Annotated in this window: 15 protein-coding genes; 12 read left to right on the top strand and 3 right to left on the bottom strand. The window is 51.3% G+C overall.

Going from position 1 to position 24,754, the window contains the following annotated elements; translation table 11 throughout:
- The first annotated feature begins 45 nt into the window (after positions 1–45).
- Genes K0778_RS04485 through K0778_RS04465 form a run of 5 tightly spaced genes read left to right on the top strand, consistent with a single transcriptional unit; the run spans position 46 to position 9,323 of the window.
- Positions 46–1,734 (top strand): DUF2138 domain-containing protein, encoded by a 1,689-nt coding sequence (locus tag K0778_RS04485; protein WP_058055546.1) that lies wholly within the window; start codon positions 46–48, stop codon positions 1,732–1,734.
- Positions 1,731–2,354: a DUF1175 domain-containing protein gene (locus K0778_RS04480; protein WP_001328405.1), complete on the top strand. Its 624-nt coding sequence runs from the start codon at positions 1,731–1,733 to the stop codon at positions 2,352–2,354. The genes K0778_RS04485 and K0778_RS04480 overlap by 4 nt, the downstream gene beginning before the upstream one ends.
- A gap of 23 nt (positions 2,355–2,377) precedes the next feature.
- Complete coding sequence (locus K0778_RS04475) at positions 2,378–6,892, top strand: alpha-2-macroglobulin (protein WP_063084747.1); 4,515 nt, start codon at positions 2,378–2,380, stop codon at positions 6,890–6,892.
- Complete coding sequence (locus K0778_RS04470) at positions 6,893–8,542, top strand: YfaQ family protein (RefSeq protein ID WP_058055549.1); 1,650 nt, start codon at positions 6,893–6,895, stop codon at positions 8,540–8,542.
- Between the two features lie 4 nt (positions 8,543–8,546).
- Positions 8,547–9,323, top strand: a complete 777-nt coding sequence (locus K0778_RS04465) for a YfaP family protein (RefSeq protein ID WP_058055550.1) — start codon at positions 8,547–8,549, stop codon at positions 9,321–9,323.
- 9 nt (positions 9,324–9,332) lie between these two features.
- Here the strand turns inward: K0778_RS04465 and K0778_RS27645 are convergent, their stop codons facing one another.
- Positions 9,333–9,458 carry a hypothetical protein gene (locus K0778_RS27645; RefSeq protein WP_255233127.1) on the bottom strand — a complete coding sequence of 42 codons (126 nt, stop codon included), beginning with the start codon at positions 9,456–9,458 and terminating at the stop codon, positions 9,333–9,335.
- A gap of 139 nt (positions 9,459–9,597) precedes the next feature.
- Between K0778_RS27645 and rcsC the strand changes: the two genes are divergently transcribed.
- Positions 9,598–12,447 (top strand): two-component system sensor histidine kinase RcsC, encoded by a 2,850-nt coding sequence (rcsC, locus tag K0778_RS04460; protein ID WP_063502121.1) that lies wholly within the window; start codon positions 9,598–9,600, stop codon positions 12,445–12,447.
- Between the two features lie 198 nt (positions 12,448–12,645).
- Here the strand turns inward: rcsC and rcsB are convergent, their stop codons facing one another.
- Positions 12,646–13,296 carry a response regulator transcription factor RcsB gene (gene rcsB, locus K0778_RS04455; RefSeq protein WP_001061917.1) on the bottom strand — a complete coding sequence of 217 codons (651 nt, stop codon included), beginning with the start codon at positions 13,294–13,296 and terminating at the stop codon, positions 12,646–12,648.
- A 16-nt stretch (positions 13,297–13,312) separates the two neighbouring features.
- Complete coding sequence (gene rcsD, locus K0778_RS04450; RefSeq protein ID WP_063084745.1) at positions 13,313–15,985, bottom strand: phosphotransferase RcsD; 2,673 nt, start codon at positions 15,983–15,985, stop codon at positions 13,313–13,315.
- A gap of 738 nt (positions 15,986–16,723) precedes the next feature.
- On the opposite strand from rcsD, the gene K0778_RS04445 reads away from it, so the two are divergent.
- The 6 genes from K0778_RS04445 to mqo all read left to right on the top strand — a co-directional run bounded on the left by K0778_RS04445 (position 16,724) and on the right by mqo (position 24,359).
- Positions 16,724–17,821 carry a porin OmpC gene (locus K0778_RS04445; protein ID WP_058061194.1) on the top strand — a complete coding sequence of 366 codons (1,098 nt, stop codon included), beginning with the start codon at positions 16,724–16,726 and terminating at the stop codon, positions 17,819–17,821.
- A gap of 111 nt (positions 17,822–17,932) precedes the next feature.
- On the top strand, positions 17,933–18,988 hold the full coding sequence (gene apbE, locus K0778_RS04440; protein WP_063084744.1) for an FAD:protein FMN transferase ApbE: 1,056 nt from the start codon (positions 17,933–17,935) through the stop codon (positions 18,986–18,988).
- 73 nt (positions 18,989–19,061) lie between these two features.
- The gene (ada, locus tag K0778_RS04435) at positions 19,062–20,126 is read left to right on the top strand and encodes a bifunctional DNA-binding transcriptional regulator/O6-methylguanine-DNA methyltransferase Ada (RefSeq protein ID WP_058055620.1); all 1,065 of its coding nucleotides are present in this window, start codon (positions 19,062–19,064) and stop codon (positions 20,124–20,126) included.
- Positions 20,126–20,776, top strand: coding sequence for a DNA oxidative demethylase AlkB (gene alkB, locus K0778_RS04430; protein WP_000884916.1), 651 nt, complete (start codon positions 20,126–20,128; stop codon positions 20,774–20,776). Before ada ends, alkB begins: the two co-directional genes overlap by 1 nt.
- A gap of 75 nt (positions 20,777–20,851) precedes the next feature.
- Positions 20,852–22,495, top strand: coding sequence for a microcin J25 efflux ABC transporter YojI (yojI, locus tag K0778_RS04425; protein ID WP_000422188.1), 1,644 nt, complete (start codon positions 20,852–20,854; stop codon positions 22,493–22,495).
- 217 nt (positions 22,496–22,712) lie between these two features.
- Positions 22,713–24,359, top strand: a complete 1,647-nt coding sequence (mqo, locus tag K0778_RS04420) for a malate dehydrogenase (quinone) (protein ID WP_000758073.1) — start codon at positions 22,713–22,715, stop codon at positions 24,357–24,359.
- The last annotated feature ends 395 nt before the right edge of the window (positions 24,360–24,754 follow it).

Here is a 24,754-nt window from a genome sequence, read left to right as displayed (position 1 = left end):
GCTGTACCCATAAAAAATGGCTGGCTTTACACAAGGAATGTGGCAATGGGTAGTGAAAAAAAGGCGAAAGGCTGGCGGTTCTATGGTCTTGTAGGTTTTGGCGCAATAGTACTGCTTTCCGCTGGTGTCTGGGCATTGCAATATGCTGGTAGTGGGCCAGAAAAAACGTTGTCGCCGCTGGTGGTGCACAACAATCTGCAAATCGATCTCAATGAGCCGGACCTCTTTCTCGACAGCGACTCTCTGAGCCAGCTTCCCAAAGACCTCCTTACCATTCCGTTTCTTCACGATGTTCTAAGCGAAGATTTCGTTTTTTATTATCAGAACCATGCTGACCGTCTGGGCATTGAAGGCAGCATTCGCCGCATTGTCTACGAACACGATCTCACACTAAAAGATAAGCTCTTTTCGTCACTCTTAGATCAGCCCGCGCAGGCGGCGCTATGGCACGATAAACAAGGCCATCTTTCACATTATATGGTGCTGATCCAGCGAAGTGGTTTAAGCAAGCTGCTGGAGCCATTGCTGTTTGCCGCTACCAGCGACAGCCAGTTAAGTAAAACGGAAATCAGTAGTATTAAGCTAAATAGTGAAACCATCCCGGTTTATCAGTTGCGCTATAACGGCAATAACGTCCTGATGTTCGCAACTTATCAGGACAAGATGCTGGTGTTTTCCAGCACGGACATGCTGTTTAAAGATGATCAGCAGGATACCGAAGCCACGGCGATCGCAAGTGATTTGTTGAGCGGTAAAAAACGCTGGCAAGCCAGCTTTGGCCTGGAAGAGCGTACTGCCGAAAAAACGCCAGTACGCCAGCGCATCGTGGTCAGTGCAAATTTGCTGGGTTTTGGCTACCAGCGATTAATGCCTTCTTTTGCTGGTGTGCGCTTCGAAATGAGCAATGACGGCTGGCACAGTTTTCTGGCGTTAAATGATGAATCCGCAAGCGTAGATGCCAGTTTCGATTTTACGCCGGTATGGAACAGTATGCCTGCAGGGGCCAGCTTCTGTGTGGCGGTGCCTTATTCACATGGTATTGCTGAAGAGATGCTTTCCCACATCAGCCAGGAAAACGACAAGCTCAACGGGGCGTTAGACGGTGCTGCGGGGCTGTGCTGGTATGAAGATTCAAAATTGCAAACTCCGCTGTTTGTCGGTCAGTTTGATGGCTCTGCCGAACAAGTGCAATTGCCAGGAAAACTGTTTACGCAAAATATTGGTGCGCTCGAAAGCAAAGCCGCAGAAGGTATATTGCCAGTAACCCAGACGCAGCAGGGCGAAGCGCAAATCTGGCGTCGCGAAGTGAGTTCCCGATACGGTCAGTATCCGAAAGCGCAGGCAGCGCAACCAGATCAATTAATGTCGGATTATTTTTTCCGCGTGTCGCTGGCGATGCAAAACAAGACGATGCTTTTCTCCCTCGATGACACGCTGGTCAATAACGCGTTGCAAACACTGAATAAAACCCGCCCGGCAATGGTGGATGTGATACCCACTGAAGGCATTGTTCCGGTCTATATCAATCCACAAGGCGTGGCGAAACTGCTGCGTAACGAAACGCTGACCAGTCTGCCGAAGAATCTCGAACCGGTTTTTTATAACGCCGCACAAACTTTATTAATGCCGAAGCTGGACGCTTTATCTCAACAACCGCGTTATGTCATGAAGCTGGCCCAGATGGAACCCGGTGCCGCCTGGCAGTGGCTACCCATTACCTGGCAGCCACTATGAGGCACGGGCTGCTGGCGCTGATTTGCTGGCTGTGTTGTGTTGTTGCTCATAGCGAAATGCTGAATGTCGAACAATCGGGGCTGTTTCGCGCCTGGTTTGTGCGTATTGCACAGGAACAGCTCCGCCAGGGGCCAAGTCCGCGCTGGTATCAGCAGGATTGTGCTGGCCTGGTGCGATTTTCGGCGAACGAGGCGCTGAAAGTTCACGACAGCAAATGGCTAAAAAGTAACGGTATAGCAAGTCAGTATTTGCCGCCTGAAATGACGCTAACACCTGAACAGCGTCAACTGGCGCAAAACTGGAATCAGGGGAACGGAAAAACCGGCCCCTATGTGACCGCGATTAATTTGATTCAGTACAACAGCCAATTTATTGGCCAGGACATAAACCAGGCGTTGCCTGGCGATATGATTTTTTTCGATCAGGGCGATGCCCAGCACTTAATGGTCTGGATGGGGCGTTACGTCATCTACCACACCGGAAGCGCCACGAAAACTGACAACGGAATGCGCGCAGTCAGTCTGCAACAACTTATGACATGGAAGGACACCCGATGGATACCCAACGATTCCAATCCCAATTTCATTGGCATTTATCGTTTAAATTTTCTGGCGCGATAGCAGCGTGCTTGTGCCTGTCCCTTGTGGGAACAGGGCTTGCTAATGCTGATGATTCGCTTCCTTCCAGTAACTATGCACCGCCCGCCGGGGGAACATTCTTTTTGCTCGCTGACAGCAGTTTTAGCAGCAGTGAAGAGGCGAAAGTGCGACTGGAAGCGCCGGGGCGTGATTATCGGCGTTACCAGATGGAAGAGTACGGCGGCGTGGACGTTCGCCTGTATCGTATTCCTGACCCGATGGCATTTTTGCGCCAGCAGAAAAACCTGCATCGCATTGTGGTGCAACCGCAATATCTGGGCGACGGGCTGAACAATACGCTAACCTGGCTGTGGGATAACTGGTATGGCAAATCTCGCCGTGTAATGCAGCGTACTTTCTCTTCTCAGTCACGGCAGAATGTGACTCAGGCGTTACCCGAATTACAGCTCGGTAATGCCATTGTTAAACCTTCCCGTTATGTACAGAACAGCCAGTTTTCACCGCTGAAAAAATATCCACTGGTGGAACAGTTCCGCTATCCACTATGGCAGGCAAAACCGGTCGAGCCGCAGCAAGGGGTAAAACTGGAAGGCGCATCCAGCAATTTCATCTCGCCGCAGCCGGGCAACATCTATATTCCTCTCGGCAAACAAGAGCCAGGACTGTATCTCGTCGAAGCGATGGTCGGTGGGTATCGGGCAACGACGGTGGTGTTTGTTTCCGATACCGTGGCGCTTAGCAAAGTGTCAGGCAACGAACTTCTGGTGTGGACTGCTGGCAAAAAACAGGGTGAAGCGAAGCCAGGCTCAGAGATCCTGTGGACTGACGGTCTTGGCGTGATGACTCGTGGTGTGACCGATGACAGCGGTACCTTGCAGTTACAACATATATCGCCGGAACGTTCATACATTCTGGGTAAAGATGCAGAAGGCGGCGTTTTTGTCTCCGAGAATTTTTTCTACGAAAGTGAAATCTACAATACCCGCTTGTATATCTTTACTGATCGCCCGCTATATCGCGCAGGCGATCGTGTCGATGTTAAAGTGATGGGCCGCGAGTTCCACGATCCGTTGCATTCATCCCCTATCGTCAGCGCACCGGCGAAACTTTCAGTGCTGGATGCTAATGGCAGCCTGTTGCAAACCGTCAATGTCACGCTGGATGCGCGTAATGGCGGGCAGGGGAGTTTCCGCCTGCCAGAAAATGCCGTTGCCGGAGGTTATGAATTACGTCTTGCTTACCGCAATCAGGTCTATAGCAGTAGTTTTCGCGTAGCCAACTATATCAAGCCACATTTTGAGATTGGTTTAGCTCTCGACAAAAAAGAGTTCAAAACAGGCGAAGCGGTTAGCGGCAAACTGCAACTGCTTTACCCGGATGGCGAGCCGGTAAAAGATGCCCGCGTGCAGTTAAGTTTGCGCGCCCAACAACTTTCGATGGTCGGTAACGATTTGCGCTATGCCGGGCGCTTCCCGGTGTCGCTGGAAGGCAGTGAAACAGTTTCCGACGATAATGGTTATGTGGCGTTAAATCTCCCCGTCGCCGATAAACCAAGCCGTTATTTGTTAACTGTCTCCGCCAGTGACGGCGCGGCGTATCGTGTTACCACCACCAAAGAGATCCTCATTGAACGCGGTCTGGCGCATTACACTTTGAGCACCGCCGCACAATACAGCAATAGCGGTGAATCGGTTGTTTTCCGTTATGCTGCGCTGGAATCTTCAAAACAGGTTCCTGTTACGTATGAGTGGTTGCGTCTGGAAGACCGCACGAGCCACAGCGGAGATCTACCTTCTGGCGGCAAATCCTTTACCGTCAATTTCGATAAACCAGGCAACTACAACCTGACGTTACGCGATAAAGACGGCTTAATTCTCGCCGGGTTAAGCCATGCCGTCAGCGGTAAGGGCAGCACGGCGCATACTGGTACGGTAGATATCGTGGCAGATAAAACGCTGTACAAGCCAGGCGAAACCGCGAAGATGCTGATTACCTTCCCGGAGCCAATTGATGAAGCGTTATTGACGCTGGAACGCGATCGCGTTGAACAGCAGTCGCTGCTATCGCATCCGGCAAACTGGCTGACGTTACAACGTTTAAACGATACCCAGTATGAAGCCCGCGTTCCGGTGAACAATTCCTTTGCGCCTAACATCACTTTTTCGGTGCTGTATACCCGTAACGGTCAGTACAGTTTTCAGAACGCCGGGATCAAAGTTGCCGTTCCCCAGTTGGATATTCGGGTGAAAACGGACAAAACCCATTACCAGCCAGGTGAACTGGTCAATGTCGAATTAACCTCGTTGCTGAAAGGTAAACCAGTTTCTGCGCAGTTAACGGTTGGCGTGGTCGATGAAATGATCTACGCGCTGCAACCGGAAATCGCGCCGAATATCGGCAAATTTTTCTATCCGCTGGGGCGTAACAATGTGCGCACCAGTTCCAGCCTGTCATTTATCAGCTACGACCAGGCGCTCTCCAGCGAACCTGTTGCGCCTGGCGCGACTAACCGCAGCGAGCGGCGAGTGAAAATGCTGGAACGTCCACGGCGTGAAGAAGTGGATACTGCGGCATGGATGCCGTCACTCACAACCGATAAACAAGGCAAAGCGTATTTCACGTTCCTGATGCCTGATTCATTAACCCGCTGGCGCATCACCGCGCGTGGGATGAACGGCGACGGGCTGGTCGGGCAGGGGCGTGCTTATTTGCGTTCGGAAAAAAATCTCTACATGAAGTGGAGTATGCCAACGGTATATCGCATGGGCGACAAACCGGCGGCAGGACTGTTTATCTTCAGTCAGCAGGATAACGAACCGGTGGCGCTGGTGACTAAATTTTCAGGCGCTGAGGTGCGTCAGACGCTGACGTTGCATAAAGGGGCGAATTATATTTCGCTGACGCAGAATATTCAGCAATCTGGCTTGTTAAGTGCAGAACTCCAACAAAATGGGCAAGTGCAGGACAGTATTAGCACAAAACTGTCTTTTGTGGATAACAGCTGGCCCGTTGAACAGCAGAAAAACGTCATGCTCGGCGGTGGCGATAACGCGCTGATGTTGCCCGAGCAGGCGAGCAATATCCGGTTGCAAAGTAGTGAAACGCCGCAGGAGATTTTCCGTAACAATCTTGATGCGTTAGTCGATGAACCGTGGGGTGGCGTGATCAACACCGGTAGCCGTCTGATCCCGCTCAGTCTCGCCTGGCGTTCACTTGCCGATCATCAAAGTGCCGCCGCTAACGACATTCGTCAGAGGATTCAGGATAACCGTTTGCGGCTGATGCAACTGGCGGGGCCAGGAGCGCGCTTTACCTGGTGGGGTGAAGATGGCAATGGCGACGCATTCCTCACGGCATGGGCATGGTACGCCGACTGGCAGGCCAGCCAGGCGCTCGGCGTAACGCAACAACCGGAATACTGGCAGCATATGCTCGACAGCTACGCGGAGCAGGCGGATAACATGCCATTATTGCATCGGGCGCTGGTGCTGGCGTGGGCGCAGGAGATGAATCTGCCGTGCAAAACGTTGTTGAAAGGGTTGGACGAAGCTATCGCCCGGCGCGGAACTAAAACTAAAGATTTCTCTGAGGCAGACACCAGTGATATCAATGACAGTCTGATCCTCGATACACCTGAATCTCCACTGGCAGATGCGGTGGCAAACGTCTTAACCATGACGTTGCTGAAAAAAGCGCAGTTGAAGTCCACTGTGATGCCACAGGTTCAGCAATATGCGTGGGATAAAGCGGCAAACAGTAACCAGCCGCTGGCGCACACGGTTGTGCTGCTCAATAGCGGAGGCGACGCCACCCAGGCTGCCGCTATTTTAAGTGGTTTAACCGCTGAGCAATCCACCATTGAGCGCGCGCTGGCAATGAACTGGCTGGCGAAATATATGGCGACGATGCCTCCGGTTACGTTACCTGCTCCTGCGGGCGCATGGGCCAAACATAAGTTAACCGGAGGGGGTGAATACTGGCGTTGGGTTGGTCAGGGCGTGCCGGACATTCTCTCTTTTGGTGACGAATTACCGCCGCAAAACGTGCAGGTTCGCTGGCGTGAACCGGCAAAAACGGCTCAACAAAGTCACATTCCGGTGACCGTTGAACGACAGTTGTATCGGCTTATCCCGGGTGAAGAGGATATGAACTTTACCTTACAGCCTGTCAACAGCAATGAGATTGACAGCGATGCGCTGTATCTCGATGAAATCACACTTACCAGCGAGCAAGATGCAGCTCTGCGCTACGGCCAGGTAGAAGTACCGCTGCCGCCGGGAGCCGATGTTGAGCGGACAACGTGGGGCATTTCGGTCAATAAACCCAACGCCGCGAAACAGCAGGGGCAGTTGCTGGAAAAAGCGCGAAATGAAATGGGCGAACTGGCCTATATGGTGCCGGTGAAAGAACTGACGGGAACGGTCTCTTTCCGCCATTTGCTGCGCTTCTCGCAAAAAGGGCAATTCGTTCTGCCTCCTGCTCGTTATGTGCGTTCCTATGCACCTGCACAGCAAAGTGTTGCGGCAGGGAGCGAATGGACCGGGATGCAGGTGAAATAAGTGAACTGGCGCAGAATCGTCTGGCTATTAGCGTTGGTTACTCTGCCAACGCTTGCGGAGGAGACGCCGTTACAACTGGCGCTGCGGGGCGCGCAGCACGATCAACTGTATCAGCTGTCGTCATCAGGCGTGACCAAAGTCTCGGCATTACCTGACACGCTCACCACGCCATTAGGGAGTTTGTGGAAACTGTATGTTTACGCCTGGCTGGAGGATACCCATCAACCAGAGCAGCCCTACCAGTGTCGCGGAAACTCCCCGGAAGAGGTTTATTGTTGTCAGGCTGGGGAGAGCATAACGCGCGATACCGCGCTGGTACGCTCCTGTGGACTCTATTTTGCGCCGCAACGGTTGCATATTGGTGCAGATGTTTGGGGGCAATACTGGCAACAGCGTCAGGCACCTGCGTGGTTAGCGTCTCTTCCGACGCTGAAGCCAGAAACCTCGGTAACGGTTAAATCGCTGCTTGATTCATTAGCGACGTTACCCGCGCAAAACAAAGCTCAGGAAATCTTACTGGATGTGGTGCTGGACGAGGCGAAAATCGGTGTCGCATCCATGCTCGGTAGTCGGGTAAGGGTGAAAACCTGGAGCTGGTTTGCCGATGATGAGCAGGAAATCCGGCAGGGTGGTTTTGCCGGCTGGTTAACCGATGGTACACCGCTGTGGGTTACTGGCAGTGGCACCAGCAAAACGGTACTGACCCGTTATGCGACGGTGCTTAATCGGGTATTGCCAGTGCCGACGCAAGTTGCCAGTGGGCAATGTGTAGAGGTGGAGCTGTTTGCCCGTTATCCGCTGAAGAAAATCACGGCGGAAAAGAGTACGACAGCAGTAAAACCCGGCGTACTTAATGGGCGCTATCGTGTGACGTTTGCCAATGGTAACCACATTACGTTTGTCAGCCACGGTGAGACGACCTTACTGACAGAAAAGGGCAAACTGAAATTGCAGTCGCATCTTGATCGTGAAGAGTACGTTGCCAGAGTACTGGACCGCGAGGCGAAAAGTACGCCCCCTGAGGCAGCGAAAGCTATGACCGTGGCGATTCGCACTTTCTTACAGCAAAACGCCAATCGGGAAGGCGATTGCCTGACCATCCCCGACAGCAGCGCCATGCAGCGTGTTTCTGCTTCGCCAGCTACCACGGGGGCGCGAATGATGACCGCCTGGACGCAGGATCTCATCTATGCGGGCGACCCGGTCCATTATCACGGCAGTCGCGCTACCGAAGGGACGCTTTCCTGGCGGCAAGCCACCGTCCAGGCGGGGCAGGGAGAGCGTTACGACCAGATACTCGCGTTTGCTTATCCCGACAACAGCCTTAGCCGCTGGGGAGCGCCACGCTCAACCTGCCAGTTATTACCCAAAGCGAAGGCCTGGCTGGCGAAAAAAATGCCGCAGTGGCGGGGTATGTTACAAGGCGAGACGGGGTACAACGAACCAGACGTGTTTGCGGTCTGCCGTTTAGTCTCAGGTTTCCCCTATACCGATCGGCAGCAGAAACGGCTGTTTATTCGTAACTTCTTTACGCTTCAGGATCGGCTTGATTTAACCCATGAGTATCTGCACCTGGCCTTTGATGGTTATCCCACCGGGCTTGATGAGAACTATATCGAAACGCTGACCCGACAATTATTAATGGACTAATGCTATACGAAAGATTTTTTTTCCGTTGTTACTGGTGGCGCTTTCGCCTGTCGCTCACAGTGAAGGTGTACAGGAAGTCGAGATTGATGCACCGCTCTCTGGCTGGCATCCTGCGGATGGTGAAGATGCCAGCTTTTCACAATCGATCAATTACCCCGCGTCGTCCGTCAACATGGCAGATGATCAAAATATCTCAGCGCAGATCCGCGGCAAAATAAAGAATTATGCGGCGGCGGGTAAAGTTCAGCAGGGCCGGTTGGTGGTCAACGGTGCCAGTATGCCGCAGAGAATTGAATCCGATGGTTCATTTGCACGCCCTTATATTTTCACTGAAGGCAGCAACAGCGTGCAGGTCATCAGCCCAGATGGGCAAAGCCGACAAAAAATGCAGTTTTACTCAACGCCGGGGGCTGGAGTGATTCGCGCGCGTTTACGGCTGGTTCTCTCCTGGGATACGGACAATACCGACCTCGATCTTCACGTTGTTACACCCGATGGTGAACACGCCTGGTACGGTAACACGGTGCTGAAAAACAGTGGTGCACTGGATATGGATGTCACGACGGGGTACGGACCGGAGATTTTCGCCATGCCAGCACCAGTTCACGGGCGCTATCAGGTATATATCAACTACTATGGCGGACGCAGCGAAACGGAATTGACGACCGCCCAACTGACGCTGATCACCGATGAAGGATCGGTTAATGAGAAACAGGAAACATTTATTGTACCGATGCGTAATGCTGGCGAACTGACGCTGGTGAAAAGTTTTGACTGGTGATCCATCCTTTCACACAACCTGGCTCTCTCTTTTTTCAGATAAGACTGCTGGGCGATCTGCCGACGCCAGGATATAACCATTAACAAGCGTCGGCAGATTGGTCATTTCTTGTTGTTCGTACTGAAAACTGTCCATTTACTCCGGCTTTCCTGATTAAGGCAATGGTTTCTAAGCGATACGCATTATTGCAATGGTGACAGAACATTGCGGTAACACGCTTTTACCGCTACCTTAACCACACTCCATCGGTCACCTGAGGCGGAGCTTCGCCCCTTTGAAATACCTTGCTTCTTTTCGTACAACCCTGAAAGCCTCGCGCTACATGTTCAGAGCATTGGCGTTAGTGCTCTGGCTGTTGATTGCTTTTTCATCCGTTTTTTACATCGTTAATGCGTTGCATCAGCGAGAATCGGAAATTCGTCAGGAATTTAATCTGAGTTCCGATCAGGCTCAGCGCTTTATTCAACGCACCTCTGATGTGATGAAAGAGCTGAAGTACATAGCTGAAAATCGCTTATCGGCAGAAAACGGTGTGCTTTCGCCGCGTGGACGAGAAACGCAGGCAGATGTGCCTGTGTTTGAACCACTGTTTGCCGACTCCGATTGTTCCGCAATGAGTAACACCTGGCGAGTTTCTCTGGAGTCATTGGCGTGGTTTATGCGCTACTGGCGCGATAATTTCTCTGCGGCTTACGATCTCAACCGGGTATTTTTAATCGGCAGCGATAACCTCTGCATGGCCAATTTCGGTCTGCGTGATATGCCAGTGGAACGCGATACCGCGCTAAAAGCTTTGCATGAACGCATTAATAAATATCGAAATGCACCACAAGATGATAGTGGCAGTAACCTCTACTGGATCAGCGAAGGTCCGCGCCCTGGCGTCGGGTATTTTTACGCCTTGACGCCAGTTTATCTGGCGAACCGGTTGCAGGCGCTTTTGGGTGTCGAGCAAACCATCCGGATGGAGAACTTTTTTTTACCTGGTACGTTGCCGATGGGGGTTACCATTCTTGATGAAAATGGTCATACCCTGATTTCGCTTACCGGACCGGAAAGCAAGATTAAGAGCGATCCTCGCTGGATGCAGGAACGTTCCTGGTTTGGCTATACGGAAGGGTTCCGGGAACTGGTGCTGAAGAAAAACCTGCCACCTTCATCGTTAAGCATCGTCTATTCGGTGCCGGTTGATAAGGTGCTGGAGCGCATTCGCATGTTGATCCTTAACGCGATTTTGCTGAATGTGCTTGCCGGAGCCGCGTTGTTTACTCTCGCACGGATGTACGAGCGGCGTATATTCATTCCTGCGGAAAGCGACGCCCTGCGACTGGAAGAGCATGAGCAGTTTAATCGCAAGATTGTCGCCTCCGCGCCAGTGGGTATCTGCATTTTGCGTACCGCTGATGGTGTTAATATTTTAAGTAACGAACTTGCGCATACCTATCTCAATATGCTTACGCATGAGGATCGCCAACGACTGACGCAAATTATCTGTGGTCAGCAGGTCAATTTTGTTGATGTCCTGACCAGCAACAATACCAATCTGCAAATCAGCTTCGTCCATTCGCGCTATCGTAATGAAAACGTGGCTATTTGTGTGCTGGTGGATGTTTCTTCGCGCGTGAAGATGGAAGAGTCGTTGCAGGAGATGGCACAAGCAGCGGAACAGGCGAGTCAGTCAAAATCGATGTTCCTTGCCACCGTAAGTCATGAGCTGCGAACGCCGCTGTATGGCATTATCGGTAACCTGGATCTGTTGCAAACCAAAGAGCTGCCAAAAGGCGTCGATCGTCTGGTGACGGCAATGAACAACTCTTCCAGCCTGTTGTTGAAAATTATCAGCGATATTCTCGATTTCTCGAAAATTGAATCAGAACAGTTGAAGATCGAACCGCGTGAGTTTTCACCGCGTGAAGTGATGAACCACATCACCGCCAACTATTTACCGCTGGTGGTACGCAAGCAGCTAGGCTTGTACTGCTTTATTGAACCGGATGTGCCAGTGGCCTTAAATGGCGACCCAATGCGTTTACAGCAGGTCATCTCCAACCTGTTGAGTAACGCCATAAAATTCACCGATACCGGCTGTATAGTTCTGCATGTTCGCGCTGATGGCGATTATCTCTCTATCCGTGTGCGTGATACGGGGGTGGGGATTCCGGCGAAAGAAGTGGTGCGCTTGTTTGATCCCTTCTTCCAGGTCGGCACGGGCGTACAGCGTAACTTCCAGGGGACCGGTCTGGGGCTGGCGATTTGTGAAAAACTGATCAGCATGATGGACGGCGACATCTCGGTAGATTCAGAACCGGGAATGGGCAGCCAGTTTACCGTGCGTATTCCGTTGTACGGCGCTCAGTACCCGCAGAAAAAAGGCGTGGAAGGGTTGAGTGGTAAACGCTGCTGGCTGGCGGTCCGCAATGCGTCGCTCTGTCAGTTCCTGGAAACCAGTTTGCAGCGCAGCGGCATCGTCGTTACAACATACGAAGGGCAGGAACCGACTCCCGAAGATGTGTTAATCACTGACGAGGTAGTGAGCAAAAAATGGCAGGGTAGAGCGGTAGTGACCTTCTGTCGTCGCCATATTGGTATTCCGCTGGAGAAAGCGCCAGGGGAGTGGGTACACAGTGTGGCTGCACCGCATGAGCTACCGGCATTGTTGGCGCGTATTTATTTGATCGAGATGGAGAGCGATGATCCTGCTAACGCTCTGCCGTCGACGGACAAAGCGGTCAGCGATAACGACGATATGATGATTCTGGTCGTGGATGATCATCCGATTAACCGGCGTCTGCTTGCAGATCAGTTGGGATCGTTGGGCTATCAATGTAAAACCGCGAATGATGGCGTCGATGCGCTTAATGTACTTAGCAAGAATCATATTGATATCGTGCTTAGCGACGTCAACATGCCAAATATGGATGGTTACCGCTTGACGCAACGCATTCGTCAGTTGGGGCTGACGTTGCCGGTAATCGGAGTAACTGCTAATGCGCTGGCTGAAGAGAAGCAGCGGTGTCTGGAGTCCGGTATGGACAGTTGCCTGTCGAAGCCGGTAACGCTGGATGTTATAATACAGACACTGACGGTATATGCCGAGAGGGTCAGGAAATCGCGGGAATCGTAGGCTTATAAGACATTTACGCCGCATCTGGCATTCAGTGCAAATGCCAGACGCGACGCTGGTGCGTCTTATCTGGCCTACTTTGTTGTAATCCATTGAAATAATGGGAATCGTAGGCCGGATAAGGCGTTTACGCCGCATCCGGCATTCAGTGCAAATGCCAGATGCGACGCTGACGCGTCTTATCTGGCCTATAGATGATTAGTCTTTATCTGCCGGACTTAAGGTCACAGAAGAGAGATAATTCAGCAGAGCAATATCGTTCTCGACACCCAGCTTCATCATCGCAGATTTCTTCTGGCTACTGATGGTTTTGATACTGCGGTTCAGCTTTTTAGCGATCTCGGTCACCAGGAAACCTTCCGCAAACAGGCGCAGAACTTCACTCTCTTTTGGCGAGAGACGCTTGTCACCATAACCGCCAGCACTGATTTTTTCTAACAGGCGAGAAACGCTTTCCGGGGTAAATTTCTTCCCTTTCTGCAGCGCGGCGAGAGCTTTCGGCAGATCGGTCGGTGCACCTTGTTTCAGCACGATCCCTTCGATATCCAGATCCAATACCGCACTAAGAATCGCCGGGTTGTTGTTCATGGTCAGAACGATGATCGACAGGCTTGGGAAATGGCGCTTGATGTACTTGATTAAGGTAATTCCATCGCCGTACTTATCGCCAGGCATGGAGAGATCGGTAATCAACACATGCGCATCCAGTTTCGGCAGGTTGTTGATCAGTGCTGTAGAGTCTTCAAATTCGCCGACAACATTCACCCACTCAATTTGCTCAAGTGATTTGCGAATACCGAACAAGACTATCGGATGGTCATCGGCAATAATTACGTTCATATTGTTCATGTAATAGGCTACCTTGCTACAGCAAGCTCTTGACATAACTGTCAATGTCGCTGATGTATTTTTCTATTCCTGGAACATCCTTCTCACGAATCAGATGTTCCAGCGTTTCACATAACTGCTTGCCGGGTACCAGATTTAGCATGGCAAATACGCCTTTAAGACGATGAGCCGTTTGGGCTAACGCAGCAAAGTCACTGGTTGCTGCTTCAGTATACAGCCTCTTAACATCATCCGGTACTGTGTCTACAAAGAGCGCATAATAGCCGCTGGCATGGAGTTGCGCATTTTCATCTCCGCCCAGAGGCGATTCTGTCACCTCTTCCTGCGCCAGTTGCACTTCAATTAATTGTAAGACCGCTTCCTGCATAGCGTTGCTCATATTGAAGTTGACGCACAATTGACCAGGTCCAATTTCCCGTACGCCAGACTCATCATCGCTTAAAAGCAAGCCAGAGGCAGTAAGATTAGACGGATTATCCGTTAAAAAGATATCATAATCTTGACTAATTAATCTTTCATCGGGTGTGATACAGGTTGCACCCCAATTTTCTAACTGGCGAGTGACAATATTCCGAATTTCTGCCGAAGTAACATCCACCATTATGCAGACATCATCCAGTAATCGTTCTTCTTCCTCTTCAACTTCCGGGTCCGCTGCGAGCATTTTGATATGCACAGAGTAGCGTGTACCAAGCCCATCCCGCGTTTTGATGTTTAAATGACCGCCCAGTTTACGTGCCAGTTGATCGCTCAGCCAGAATGCCAGCGGGTCCGCCTTGCCATAGCGATCGTTTTGGGTCTGGTTGATGAACGGGAAGTGCAAATTATCCATTTCATGAATGCTTACGCCTTCTCCGGTGTCCAGAATGCGGAACGTAAGGCGGTCTTCGGAGGACTCATCCTGATCAACCTCAAGGGTGATTTTTCCCAATTGCGTTGAGGTCACGGCATATTGCATCAGTAGCAGCAAAATACGTTGTAAGGCATCGCGATCGCCGCGGCGCATATCGTGTGCTTTCAGATGATTGTTAATCAGCAGTTGCAGACCTTTACGCTTGATGGCAGGCAACACTGAAGGCACAACTTCATCAATCAAATCCTGCACAGAGAACAGCACCGTCTCACTTTTCCAGCTATCGTCCGCAAGCATGTTCGCTAACTGTATTTCATCGACCAGCCGCACCAGCACATCTGCCTGATTCGCCAGTTGTTTGCTTTCCGGGGCATTGAGTTTAGCCGCGCTCTCTGCCAGGGACTGTGCGGGTTCTTTCAGCGCATCGCCAATGTTTTTCATAAAGGTCATCCGCCCCTGCTGGTTTTTCTCATACAGACGCTGCGCCTGCTTGAGTTTCTTGTTTACCAGCACTTCGCGATCCTGATCGCGAATAATGAAAATTTGTGTGCGCGGCGCAACCTGGCTGCGGAACATGCGGATCTCATACAGCTCGTTATTGATCGTCGCCTGAATAATCCCCTGATGCTGCTCCGCCATGGTAGTGATGTTTTGCAGATTTAAATGCGGCAGCAAATGATCGGCAATTTTGTTACTTATGACAGTGCGGTTCGATTCCTGATCGTGAACCAGCAGGCCGAGCGGCAGCAGTGAGACTATCTCTTCATTAATTGCCCGTAAAATGCGCAATTCGTTATTGACCGCCGTGCTGGGGACGCTTTCTGTACTGCGGCTGGAGAAATGGCGGAATGTGGTATAGCCAAATAACGCCAGCGCCAGCAAACCGATGTTCAGCAGCAGTGGCAGCAGAATGTTTTGCAACGTATCCAGCAATAAGGTGCCATAAGGAACCTGCCAGACCAGGCGCATATCGGTAGAGTTGAGTGCCGAGGAGATTTCAATCTTCGTACTGTTAAAGTGGATACTGACGCTATCCGTCCCTTCTTTCTCATTTTCATTGTTTCCCGTTGCCGTCGCGTCTGGCTCAAGGCGGAAACTGTCCAGCGGCATACCCGGTGGGATCAAATCATTAATCGGCAGATCAAAAGCAACGACCGTTGCCAGATGTCCCGGCTGGTTGAACGTGGTACGCAAGGTAAAGTAATGACCGTTCTGCCAGGCCAGGCGGCGCAGGTTAGAAAAACTTTCGCGTTCATCGAGGGCGTTGGCCTGTTGCAACATCTCTGCACGACGTGAATCAACAATGTCGCTGACGGTCGATTCTTTAAATCCGGAGGTGAGATCTTTGAGGGGCAGGGTCGAGATCAGTACCAGACTGTTATCCTGACCATTCAGGTAATACATCGACCACGGTATATTTTCTGCGCCCCACAATGTGTCCAGATAGGTGGACATCCGTTGAGTCATCTCAAGCGTTGAGTTGTCGTGAGAGCCAAAGATTAACGCTTCCGTTTTGCGGCGTGGTTTTTCCAGATAGTAGACATCCTGTTTCAGGCGCGTCTCTTGTAAACCTTCGCCGGAGGAGGGGGAAGTCGTCGCGGCAATGTTGTCGTAGATCTGCCAGGTCACGTAACGCCAGGTATCGACGCGCTTTTGGATTGCGTGGGTAATGTCGACAATCTGGTAACTTTTATCTTTCAGCCAGGCGTTAACGGCGCTTTGTACCATTACACCCATCGTCACCAGTAACACAATGATCAACAGTAAAAAGAAGCGGGTAATGCTCCCCGGTAGGAGTGAAAAGCGGGTCGTGGCCGTTGTCTCTTTCTGACGCATTCGTGTTTATGACCTGTTAAAACTTCGCGAAGTGATAGGGCAGTATAAAGGGTACAGTGTGAAATTCCAGACTCTTACCTGATTGATGATTCTCTATTCTCCCGTGATATTTATCATCCTGCATTGGGGGAAATAGATGTACAAGCGCCATTTTGCTGTACAAATAACCTACAAAAAGCCTAACGAAATTAATTGCAAATAAACGAAGATTGCTGGAAATTATGCTGATGTTAATTATTTGTGAAATAGTTAACAAGCGTTATAGTTTTTCTGTGGTAGCACAGAATAATGAAAATTGTGTAAAGAAGGGTAAAAAAAACCGGATGCGAGGCATCCGGTTGAAATAGGGGTAAACAGACATTCAGAAATGAATGACGGTAATAAATAAAGTTAATGATGATAGCGGGAGATATTCTAGTTGCGAGTGAAGGTTTTGTTTTGACATTCAGTGCTGTCAAATACTTAAGAATAAGTTATTGATTTTAACCTTGAATTATTATTGCTTGATGTTAGGTGCTTATTTCGCCATTCCGCAATAATCTTAAAAAGTTCCCTTGTATTTACATTCTGAAACATCTATAGCGATAAATGAAACATCTTAAAAGTTTTAGTATCATATTCGTGTTGGATTATTCTGCATTTTTGGGGAGAATGGACTTGCCGACTGATTAATGAGGGTTAATCAGTATGCAGTGGCATAAAAAAGCAAATAAAGGCATATAACAGAGGGTTAATAACATGAAAGTTAAAGTACTGTCCCTCCTGGTCCCAGCTCTGCTGGTAGCAGGCGCAGCAAACGCTGCTGAAATTTACAACAAAGACGGCAACAAATTAGATCTGTACGGTAAAGTTGACGGCCTGCACTACTTCTCCGATAACGACTCTAAAGATGGCGACAAGACCTACATGCGTCTTGGTTTCAAAGGTGAAACTCAGGTTACTGATCAGCTGACCGGTTATGGTCAGTGGGAATATCAGATTCAGGGTAACGAACCTGAAAGTGACAATAGTTCTTGGACCCGTGTGGCATTCGCTGGTCTGAAATTCCAGGACGTTGGTTCTTTCGACTATGGTCGTAACTACGGCGTTGTCTACGACGTAACTTCCTGGACCGACGTTCTGCCAGAATTCGGTGGCGATACCTACGACTCTGATAACTTCATGCAGCAGCGTGGTAACGGTTTCGCGACCTACCGTAACACCGACTTCTTCGGTCTGGTTGACGGTCTTGATTTTGCTGTTCAGTATCAGGGTAAAAACGGTAGTGCTCATGGCGAAGGTATGACCACTAATGGCCGTAATGATGTATTTGAGCAGAACGGTGACGGTGTTGGTGGTTCTATTACTTACAATTATGAAGGCTTTGGTATCGGTGCTGCAGTTTCCAGCTCCAAACGTACTGATGCTCAGAACAACACCGCTGATTACATCGGTACTGGCGACCGTGCTGAAACCTACACTGGTGGTCTGAAATACGACGCTAACAACATCTATCTGGCTGCTCAGTACACCCAGACCTACAACGCAACTCGCGTAGGTTCCCTGGGTTGGGCGAACAAAGCACAGAACTTCGAAGCTGTTGCTCAGTACCAGTTCGACTTCGGTCTGCGTCCGTCTCTGGCTTACCTGCAGTCTAAAGGTAAAAACCTGGGTCGTGGCTACGACGACGAAGATATCCTGAAATATGTTGATGTTGGTGCGACCTACTACTTCAACAAAAACATGTCCACCTACGTTGACTACAAAATCAACCTGCTGGACGACAACCAGTTCACTCGTGACGCTGGCATCAACACTGATAACATCGTAGCTCTGGGTCTGGTTTACCAGTTCTAATCTCGATGGATATCGAACAAAGGGCCTGCGGGCCCTTTTTTCATTGTTTTCAGCGTACAAACACAGTTTTTTGGTGTACTCTTGCGACCGTTCGCATGAGGATAATCACGTATGGAAATAAGCTTTACCCGCGTGGCACTGCTGGCTGCCGCGCTCTTCTTTGTTGGTTGCGATCAAAAACCACAACCCGCCAAAACCCACGCTACTGAAGTTACCGTTCTTGAAGGCAAAACCATGGGTACCTTCTGGCGTGCCAGCATCCCGGGCATTGATGCCAAACGCAGTGCCGAACTTAAAGAAAAGATTCAGACCCAGCTGGACGCCGACGATCAGCTGCTTTCGACCTATAAAAAAGATTCCGCGCTGATGCGCTTTAACGACTCGCAAAGTTTGTCGCCGTGGCCGGTAAGTGAAGCGATGGCCGATATCGTCACCACCTCGCTGCGCATTGGCGCAAGGACCGATGGTGCGATGGATATAACCGTCGGGCCGCTGGTGAATCTGTGGGGCTTTGGCCCGGAACAACAGCCGGTTCAAATTCCGAGCCAGGAACAGATCGATGCGGTGAAAGCCAAAACCGGCTTACAGCACCTGACGGTCATTAATCAGTCGCATCAGCAATATCTGCAAAAAGACCTGCCGGATTTATATGTCGATCTCTCCACCGTCGGTGAAGGTTATGCGGCGGATCACCTGGCACGCTTGATGGAGCAGGAAGGGATTTCCCGCTATCTGGTGTCGGTGGGCGGCGCGCTGAACAGCCGTGGTATGAACGGTGAAGGCCAGCCGTGGCGGGTAGCGATTCAAAAACCAACCGATAAAGAAAACGCGGTTCAGGCTGTGGTGGATATCAACGGTCATGGGATTAGCACCTCTGGCAGCTACCGTAACTATTACGAACTGGACGGCAAACGTCTTTCCCATGTTATCGATCCGCAAACCGGGCGTCCCATCGAACACAATCTGGTATCCGTGACGGTGATTGCTCCGACGGCGCTGGAAGCCGATGCCTGGGATACTGGCTTGATGGTACTCGGGCCGGAGAAAGCCAAAGAGGTTGTTCGCCGGGAAGGGCTGGCGGTTTATATGATCACCAAAGAAGGCGATAGCTTTAAAACCTGGATGTCACCACAGTTTAAAAGCTTCCTTGTCAGCGAAAAAAATTAAAGCGCAAGATTGTTGGTTTTTGCGTGATGGTGACCGGGCAGACTAAAGGCTATCCTTAACCAGGGAGCTGATTATGAAAAAAGCCACATGCTTAACTGACGATCAACGCTGGCAATCTGTCTTAGCCCGCGACCCGAATGCCGACGGCGAATTCGTTTTCGCCGTGCGTACCACAGGCATCTTTTGCCGTCCGTCTTGCCGCGCCAGACATGCTTTGCGGGAAAACGTCTCCTTCTACGCAAATGCCAGCGAGGCACTCGCCGCTGGCTTTCGCCCCTGCAAACGTTGTCAGCCAGAAAAAGCCAATGCCCAGCAACATCGGTTGGATAAAATCACCCACGGGTGTCGACTGCTGGAACAGGAAACGCCTGTAACGCTGGAAGCCTTAGCCGACCAGGTGGCGATGAGTCCATTTCATCTACATCGGTTGTTTAAAGCGACTACCGGAATGACGCCTAAAGCCTGGCAACAGGCCTGGCGCGCTCGCCGTTTGCGCGAATCGCTGGCGAAAGGGGAGAGCGTGACGACGTCTATTCTTAACGCCGGATTCCCCGACAGCAGCAGTTACTATCGCAAAGCTGACGAAACGCTGGGCATGACGGCTAAACAATTCCGTCACGGTGGCGAAAATCTGGCGGTGCGTTATGCGCTGGCTGATTGTGAGCTGGGTCGTTGCCTGGTGGCAGAAAGCGAGCGGGGGATTTGCGCGATATTGCTGGGCGATGATGACGCGACACTAATCAGCGAGTTGCAGCAGATGTTTCCCGCTGCCGACAACGCGCCTGCCGATCTGATGTTTCAGCAACATGTGCGTGAAGTGATCGCCAGCCTCAATCAACGCGATACGCCGCTGACGTTACCGCTGGACATTCGCGGCACTGCTTTTCAGCAACAAGTCTGGCAGGCACTGCGCACGATACCTTGCGGTGAAACCGTCAGTTATCAGCAACTGGCTAACGCCATCGGCAAACCGAAAGCGGTACGGGCCGTTGCCAGCGCCTGTGCCGCCAACAAGCTGGCTATCATAATACCCTGTCATCGGGTGGTCCGTGGTGATGGCACACTTTCCGGTTACCGCTGGGGCGTGTCGCGTAAAGCGCAACTGCTGCGCCGCGAAGCTGAAAATGAGGAGAGGTAATGTTGGATCTGTTTGCCGATGCTGAACCGTGGCAAGAGCCACTGGCGGCTGGAGCGGTAATTTTGCACCGTTTTGCTTTTAACGCTGCGGAGCAACTAATCCGCGATATTAATGACGTTGCCAGCCAGTCGCCGTTTCGCCAGATGGTCACCCCCGGGGGATATACCATGTCGGTGGCGATGACCAACTGTGGGCATCTGGGCTGGACGAGCCATCGGCAAGGTTATCTCTATTCGCCCATTGATCCGCAAACAAATAAACCGTGGCCCGCCATGCCACAGAGTTTTCATAATTTATGTCAACGTGCGGCTACGGCGGCGGGCTATCCAGATTTCCAGCCAGATGCTTGTCTTATCAACCGCTACGCTCCTGGCGCGAAACTGTCGCTGCATCAGGATAAAGACGAACCGGATCTGCGCGCGCCGATTGTTTCTGTTTCTCTGGGCTTACCCGCGATTTTTCAATTTGGCGGCCTGAAACGAAATGATCCGCTAAAAAGATTGTTGTTGGAACATGGCGATGTGGTGATATGGGGCGGTGAATCGCGGCTGTTTTATCACGGTATTCAACCGTTGAAAGCGGGGTTTCATCCACTCACCACTGACTGCCGCTACAACCTGACATTCCGTCAGGCAGGTAAAAAAGAATAAAAATAAGAATTATTATTGCTGTGCGCGTGAAGATGTTTAAACTGCGGGCTGTAATTCATTGTCCGGGTTTTCTGCATGGAACTTCTTGTACTTGTCTGGCGGCAGTATCGCTGGCCATTTATCAGTGTGATGGCGCTAAGCCTCGCCAGTGCGGCATTAGGCATTGGCTTAATTGCTTTTATCAATCAGCGCCTTATCGAAACGGCGGATACCAGTCTGCTGGTGTTGCCGGAGTTTCTGGGATTATTGCTGCTGTTGATGGCAGTCACTCTCGGATCGCAACTGGCGCTCACCACTTTGGGGCATCACTTCGTTTACCGACTGCGTAGTGAATTTATCAAGCGGATTCTGGATACCCACGTCGAGCGCATTGAACAACTCGGTAGCGCCTCGTTGCTAGCAGGATTAACCAGCGATGTGCGCAATATCACCATTGCTTTTGTGCGTCTGCCGGAACTGGTGCAGGGGATCATTCTCACTATCGGTTCCGCGGCGTATCTGTGGATGCTGTCGGGCAAAATGTTGCTGGTAACGGCTATCTGGATGGCGATCACCATCTGGGGCGGTTTTGTGCTGGTGGCGCGGGTGTACAAACATATGGCGACCCTGCGTGAAACCGAAGACAAGCTGTACACGGATTTTCAAACCGTACTCGAAGGGCGCAAAGAGCTGACTCTGAACCGGGAACGCGCCGAGTATGTGTTTAACAACCTCTACATCCCCGATGCGCAAGAGTATCGCCATCATATTATTCGCGCAGACACCTTCCATCTTAGCGCCGTGAACTGGTCAAACATCATGATGCTGGGCGCTATCGGCCTGGTGTTCTGGATGGCGAACAGTCTCGGTTGGGCTGATACCAACGTTGCTGCGACCTATTCGTTGACGCTGTTATTCCTGCGTACGCCGCTGCTTTCGGCGGTTGGCGCATTGCCGACGCTGCTGACGGCGCAGGTGGCGTTTAACAAGCTGAACAAATTCGCGCTCGCGCCTTTCAAAGCTGAGTTTCCGCGCCCGCAGGCTTTTCCCAACTGGCAAACGCTGGAGCTGCGTAACGTGACGTTTAGCTATCAGGATAACGCGTTTTCCGTTGGGCCGATTAACCTCACCATTAAACGTGGCGAGCTGCTGTTTCTGATTGGTGGCAACGGTAGTGGAAAATCGACGCTGGCGATGTTGCTGACGGGCTTGTACCAGCCACAAAGCGGCGAAATCTTGCTGGATGGCAAACCTGTCAGTGGCGAACAACCGGAAGATTATCGCAAACTGTTTTCGGCAGTGTTTACCGATGTCTGGCTGTTTGATCAACTGCTGGGGCCGGAGGGTAAACCCGCTAACCCGCAACTGGTTGAGAAGTGGCTGGCGCAGCTGAAAATGGCTCATAAGCTTGAGTTAAGCAACGGGCGTATTGTTAACCTGAAGTTATCAAAAGGGCAGAAAAAACGCGTGGCGCTGTTGCTGGCGCTGGCAGAAGAACGCGATATTATCCTGCTGGATGAATGGGCGGCGGATCAGGATCCACACTTCCGTCGTGAGTTTTATCAGGTGTTGCTGCCGCTGATGCAGGAGATGGGTAAAACTATTTTCGCTATCAGTCATGATGATCATTACTTTATCCACGCCGACCGCCTGCTGGAAATGCGCAATGGGCAACTTAGCGAGCTGACGGGCGAAGAGCGCGATGCCGCTTCGCGTGATGCCGTTGCCCGGACGGCATAATATTACGACGCTGACCTGGCGGACTGCTGCCGTCAGGTCAATATGCTAAAAATCCCTTCATTTCTAATAACCATATAATTAATCAACGAAATTATAATGTTTCTAAAATTAGAATATAATTTATAAACATTATTTAAATGTTGTTACTTAAGTGTTACCGTTGATGCCGCGCAAATCTCACCTGCAATAAAGCGACTAAAAGTAAGGCATTAACAAGATGAAAAAAGTGACTGCCATGCTCTTCTCGATGGCCGTGGGGCTTAATGCCGTTTCGATGGCGGCAAAAGCGAAAGCGTCCGAGGAGCAGGAAACTGATGTACTGTTGATTGGCGGCGGCATTATGAGCGCCACGTTGGGGACCTATTTACGCGAGCTGGAGCCTGAATGGTCGATGACCATGGTGGAGCGCCTGGAGGGTGTCGCGCAGGAGAGTTCGAACGGCTGGAATAACGCCGGAACCGGGCATTCTGCACTGATGGAACTGAACTACACCCCGCAAAACGCCGATGGCAGCATCAGTATTGAAAAAGCAGTCGCCATTAACGAAGCATTTCAGATTTCCCGCCAGTTCTGGGCGCACCAGGTCGAGCGCGGCGTGCTGCGTACTCCGCGTTCATTTATCAATACCGTTCCGCATATGAGCTTTGTCTGGGGCGAGGATAACGTTAATTTCCTGCGCGCTCGTTACGCCGCGTTGCAACAAAGCTCGCTGTTTCGCGGTATGCGTTACTCTGAAGATCACGCGCAGATCAAAGAGTGGGCACCGTTAGTGATGGAAGGGCGCGATCCGCAACAGAAAGTAGCGGCAACACGCACAGAAATTGGCACTGATGTGAACTATGGCGAGATCACCCGCCAGTTAATTGCTTCCTTACAGAAGAAATCTAACTTCTCGCTGCAACTTAGCAGCGAAGTCCGCGCCCTAAAGCGTAATGACGATAACACCTGGACCGTTACCGTTGCCGATCTGAAAAACGGCACTGCACAGAACATCCGCGCCAAATTTGTCTTTATCGGCGCGGGTGGTGCGGCGCTGAAGCTGTTACAGGAATCGGGGATTCCGGAAGCGAAAGACTACGCCGGTTTCCCGGTGGGCGGACAGTTCCTTGTTTCGGAAAATCCAGACGTGGTTAATCACCATCTGGCGAAAGTTTACGGTAAAGCATCCGTTGGCGCACCACCGATGTCGGTTCCGCATATCGATACCCGTGTTCTGGACGGTAAACGCGTAGTGCTGTTTGGGCCATTTGCCACCTTCTCAACCAAATTCCTCAAAAACGGTTCATTGTGGGATCTGATGAGTTCCACCACCACCTCTAACGTGATGCCGATGATGCACGTCGGGCTGGATAATTTCGATCTGGTGAAATATCTGGTGAGTCAGGTGATGTTGAGTGAAGAGGATCGTTTTGAAGCGTTGAAAGAGTACTATCCGCAGGCGAAAAAAGAGGACTGGCGTTTGTGGCAAGCGGGGCAGCGCGTGCAGATTATCAAGCGTGATGCCGAGAAAGGTGGCGTACTGCGTCTGGGTACTGAAGTCGTCAGTGACCAGCAAGGGACCATTGCCGCGCTCCTGGGGGCATCGCCAGGGGCGTCAACCGCCGCGCCGATTATGTTGGATCTGCTGGAAAAAGTATTTGGCGATCGCGTTTCCAGCCCGCAATGGCAGGCTACGTTGAAAGCGATCGTTCCGTCTTATGGACGCAAGCTGAACGGTGATGTAGCGGCAACAGAACGCGAGTTGCAGTACACCAGCGAAGTGCTGGGGCTGAAATACGACAAGCCGCAGGCAGCAGATAGTACGCCGAAACCGCAGTTGAAACCGAAACCCGTTCAAAAAGAAGTGGCGGATATTGCGTTGTAATGATGTGCCACATCCGGCATGGTATGCCGGGGATGTGGCGTATGCTGATAAGACGCGCCAGCGTCTTATCAGGCAACCGGCTCGGGCGTTAGATGTCGGATGCGGCGTAACCGCCTTATCCAATCTACGGGGTGGAGCACTTCACAGCGGTGTAGGCCTGATAAGACGCGCCAGCGTCGCATCAGGCAACCGGCTTGGGCGTTAGATGTCGGATGCGGCGTAACCGCCTTATCCAACCTACGGGGTGGAGCACTTCACAGCGGTGTAGGCCTGATAAGACGCGCCAGCGTCGCATCAGGCAACCGGCTTGGGCGTTAGATGTCGGATGCGGCGTAACCGCCTTATCCGACCTACGGGGTGGAGCACTTCACAGCGGTGTAGGCCTGATAAGACGC

The organism is Escherichia sp. XD33 (assembly GCF_019375075.1).
Classification (GTDB): domain Bacteria; phylum Pseudomonadota; class Gammaproteobacteria; order Enterobacterales; family Enterobacteriaceae; genus Enterobacter; species Enterobacter flexneri_A.
The sequence above is the reverse complement of the archived record's forward strand: the minus strand, read 5'-3'. Positions and strand labels throughout refer to the sequence as shown.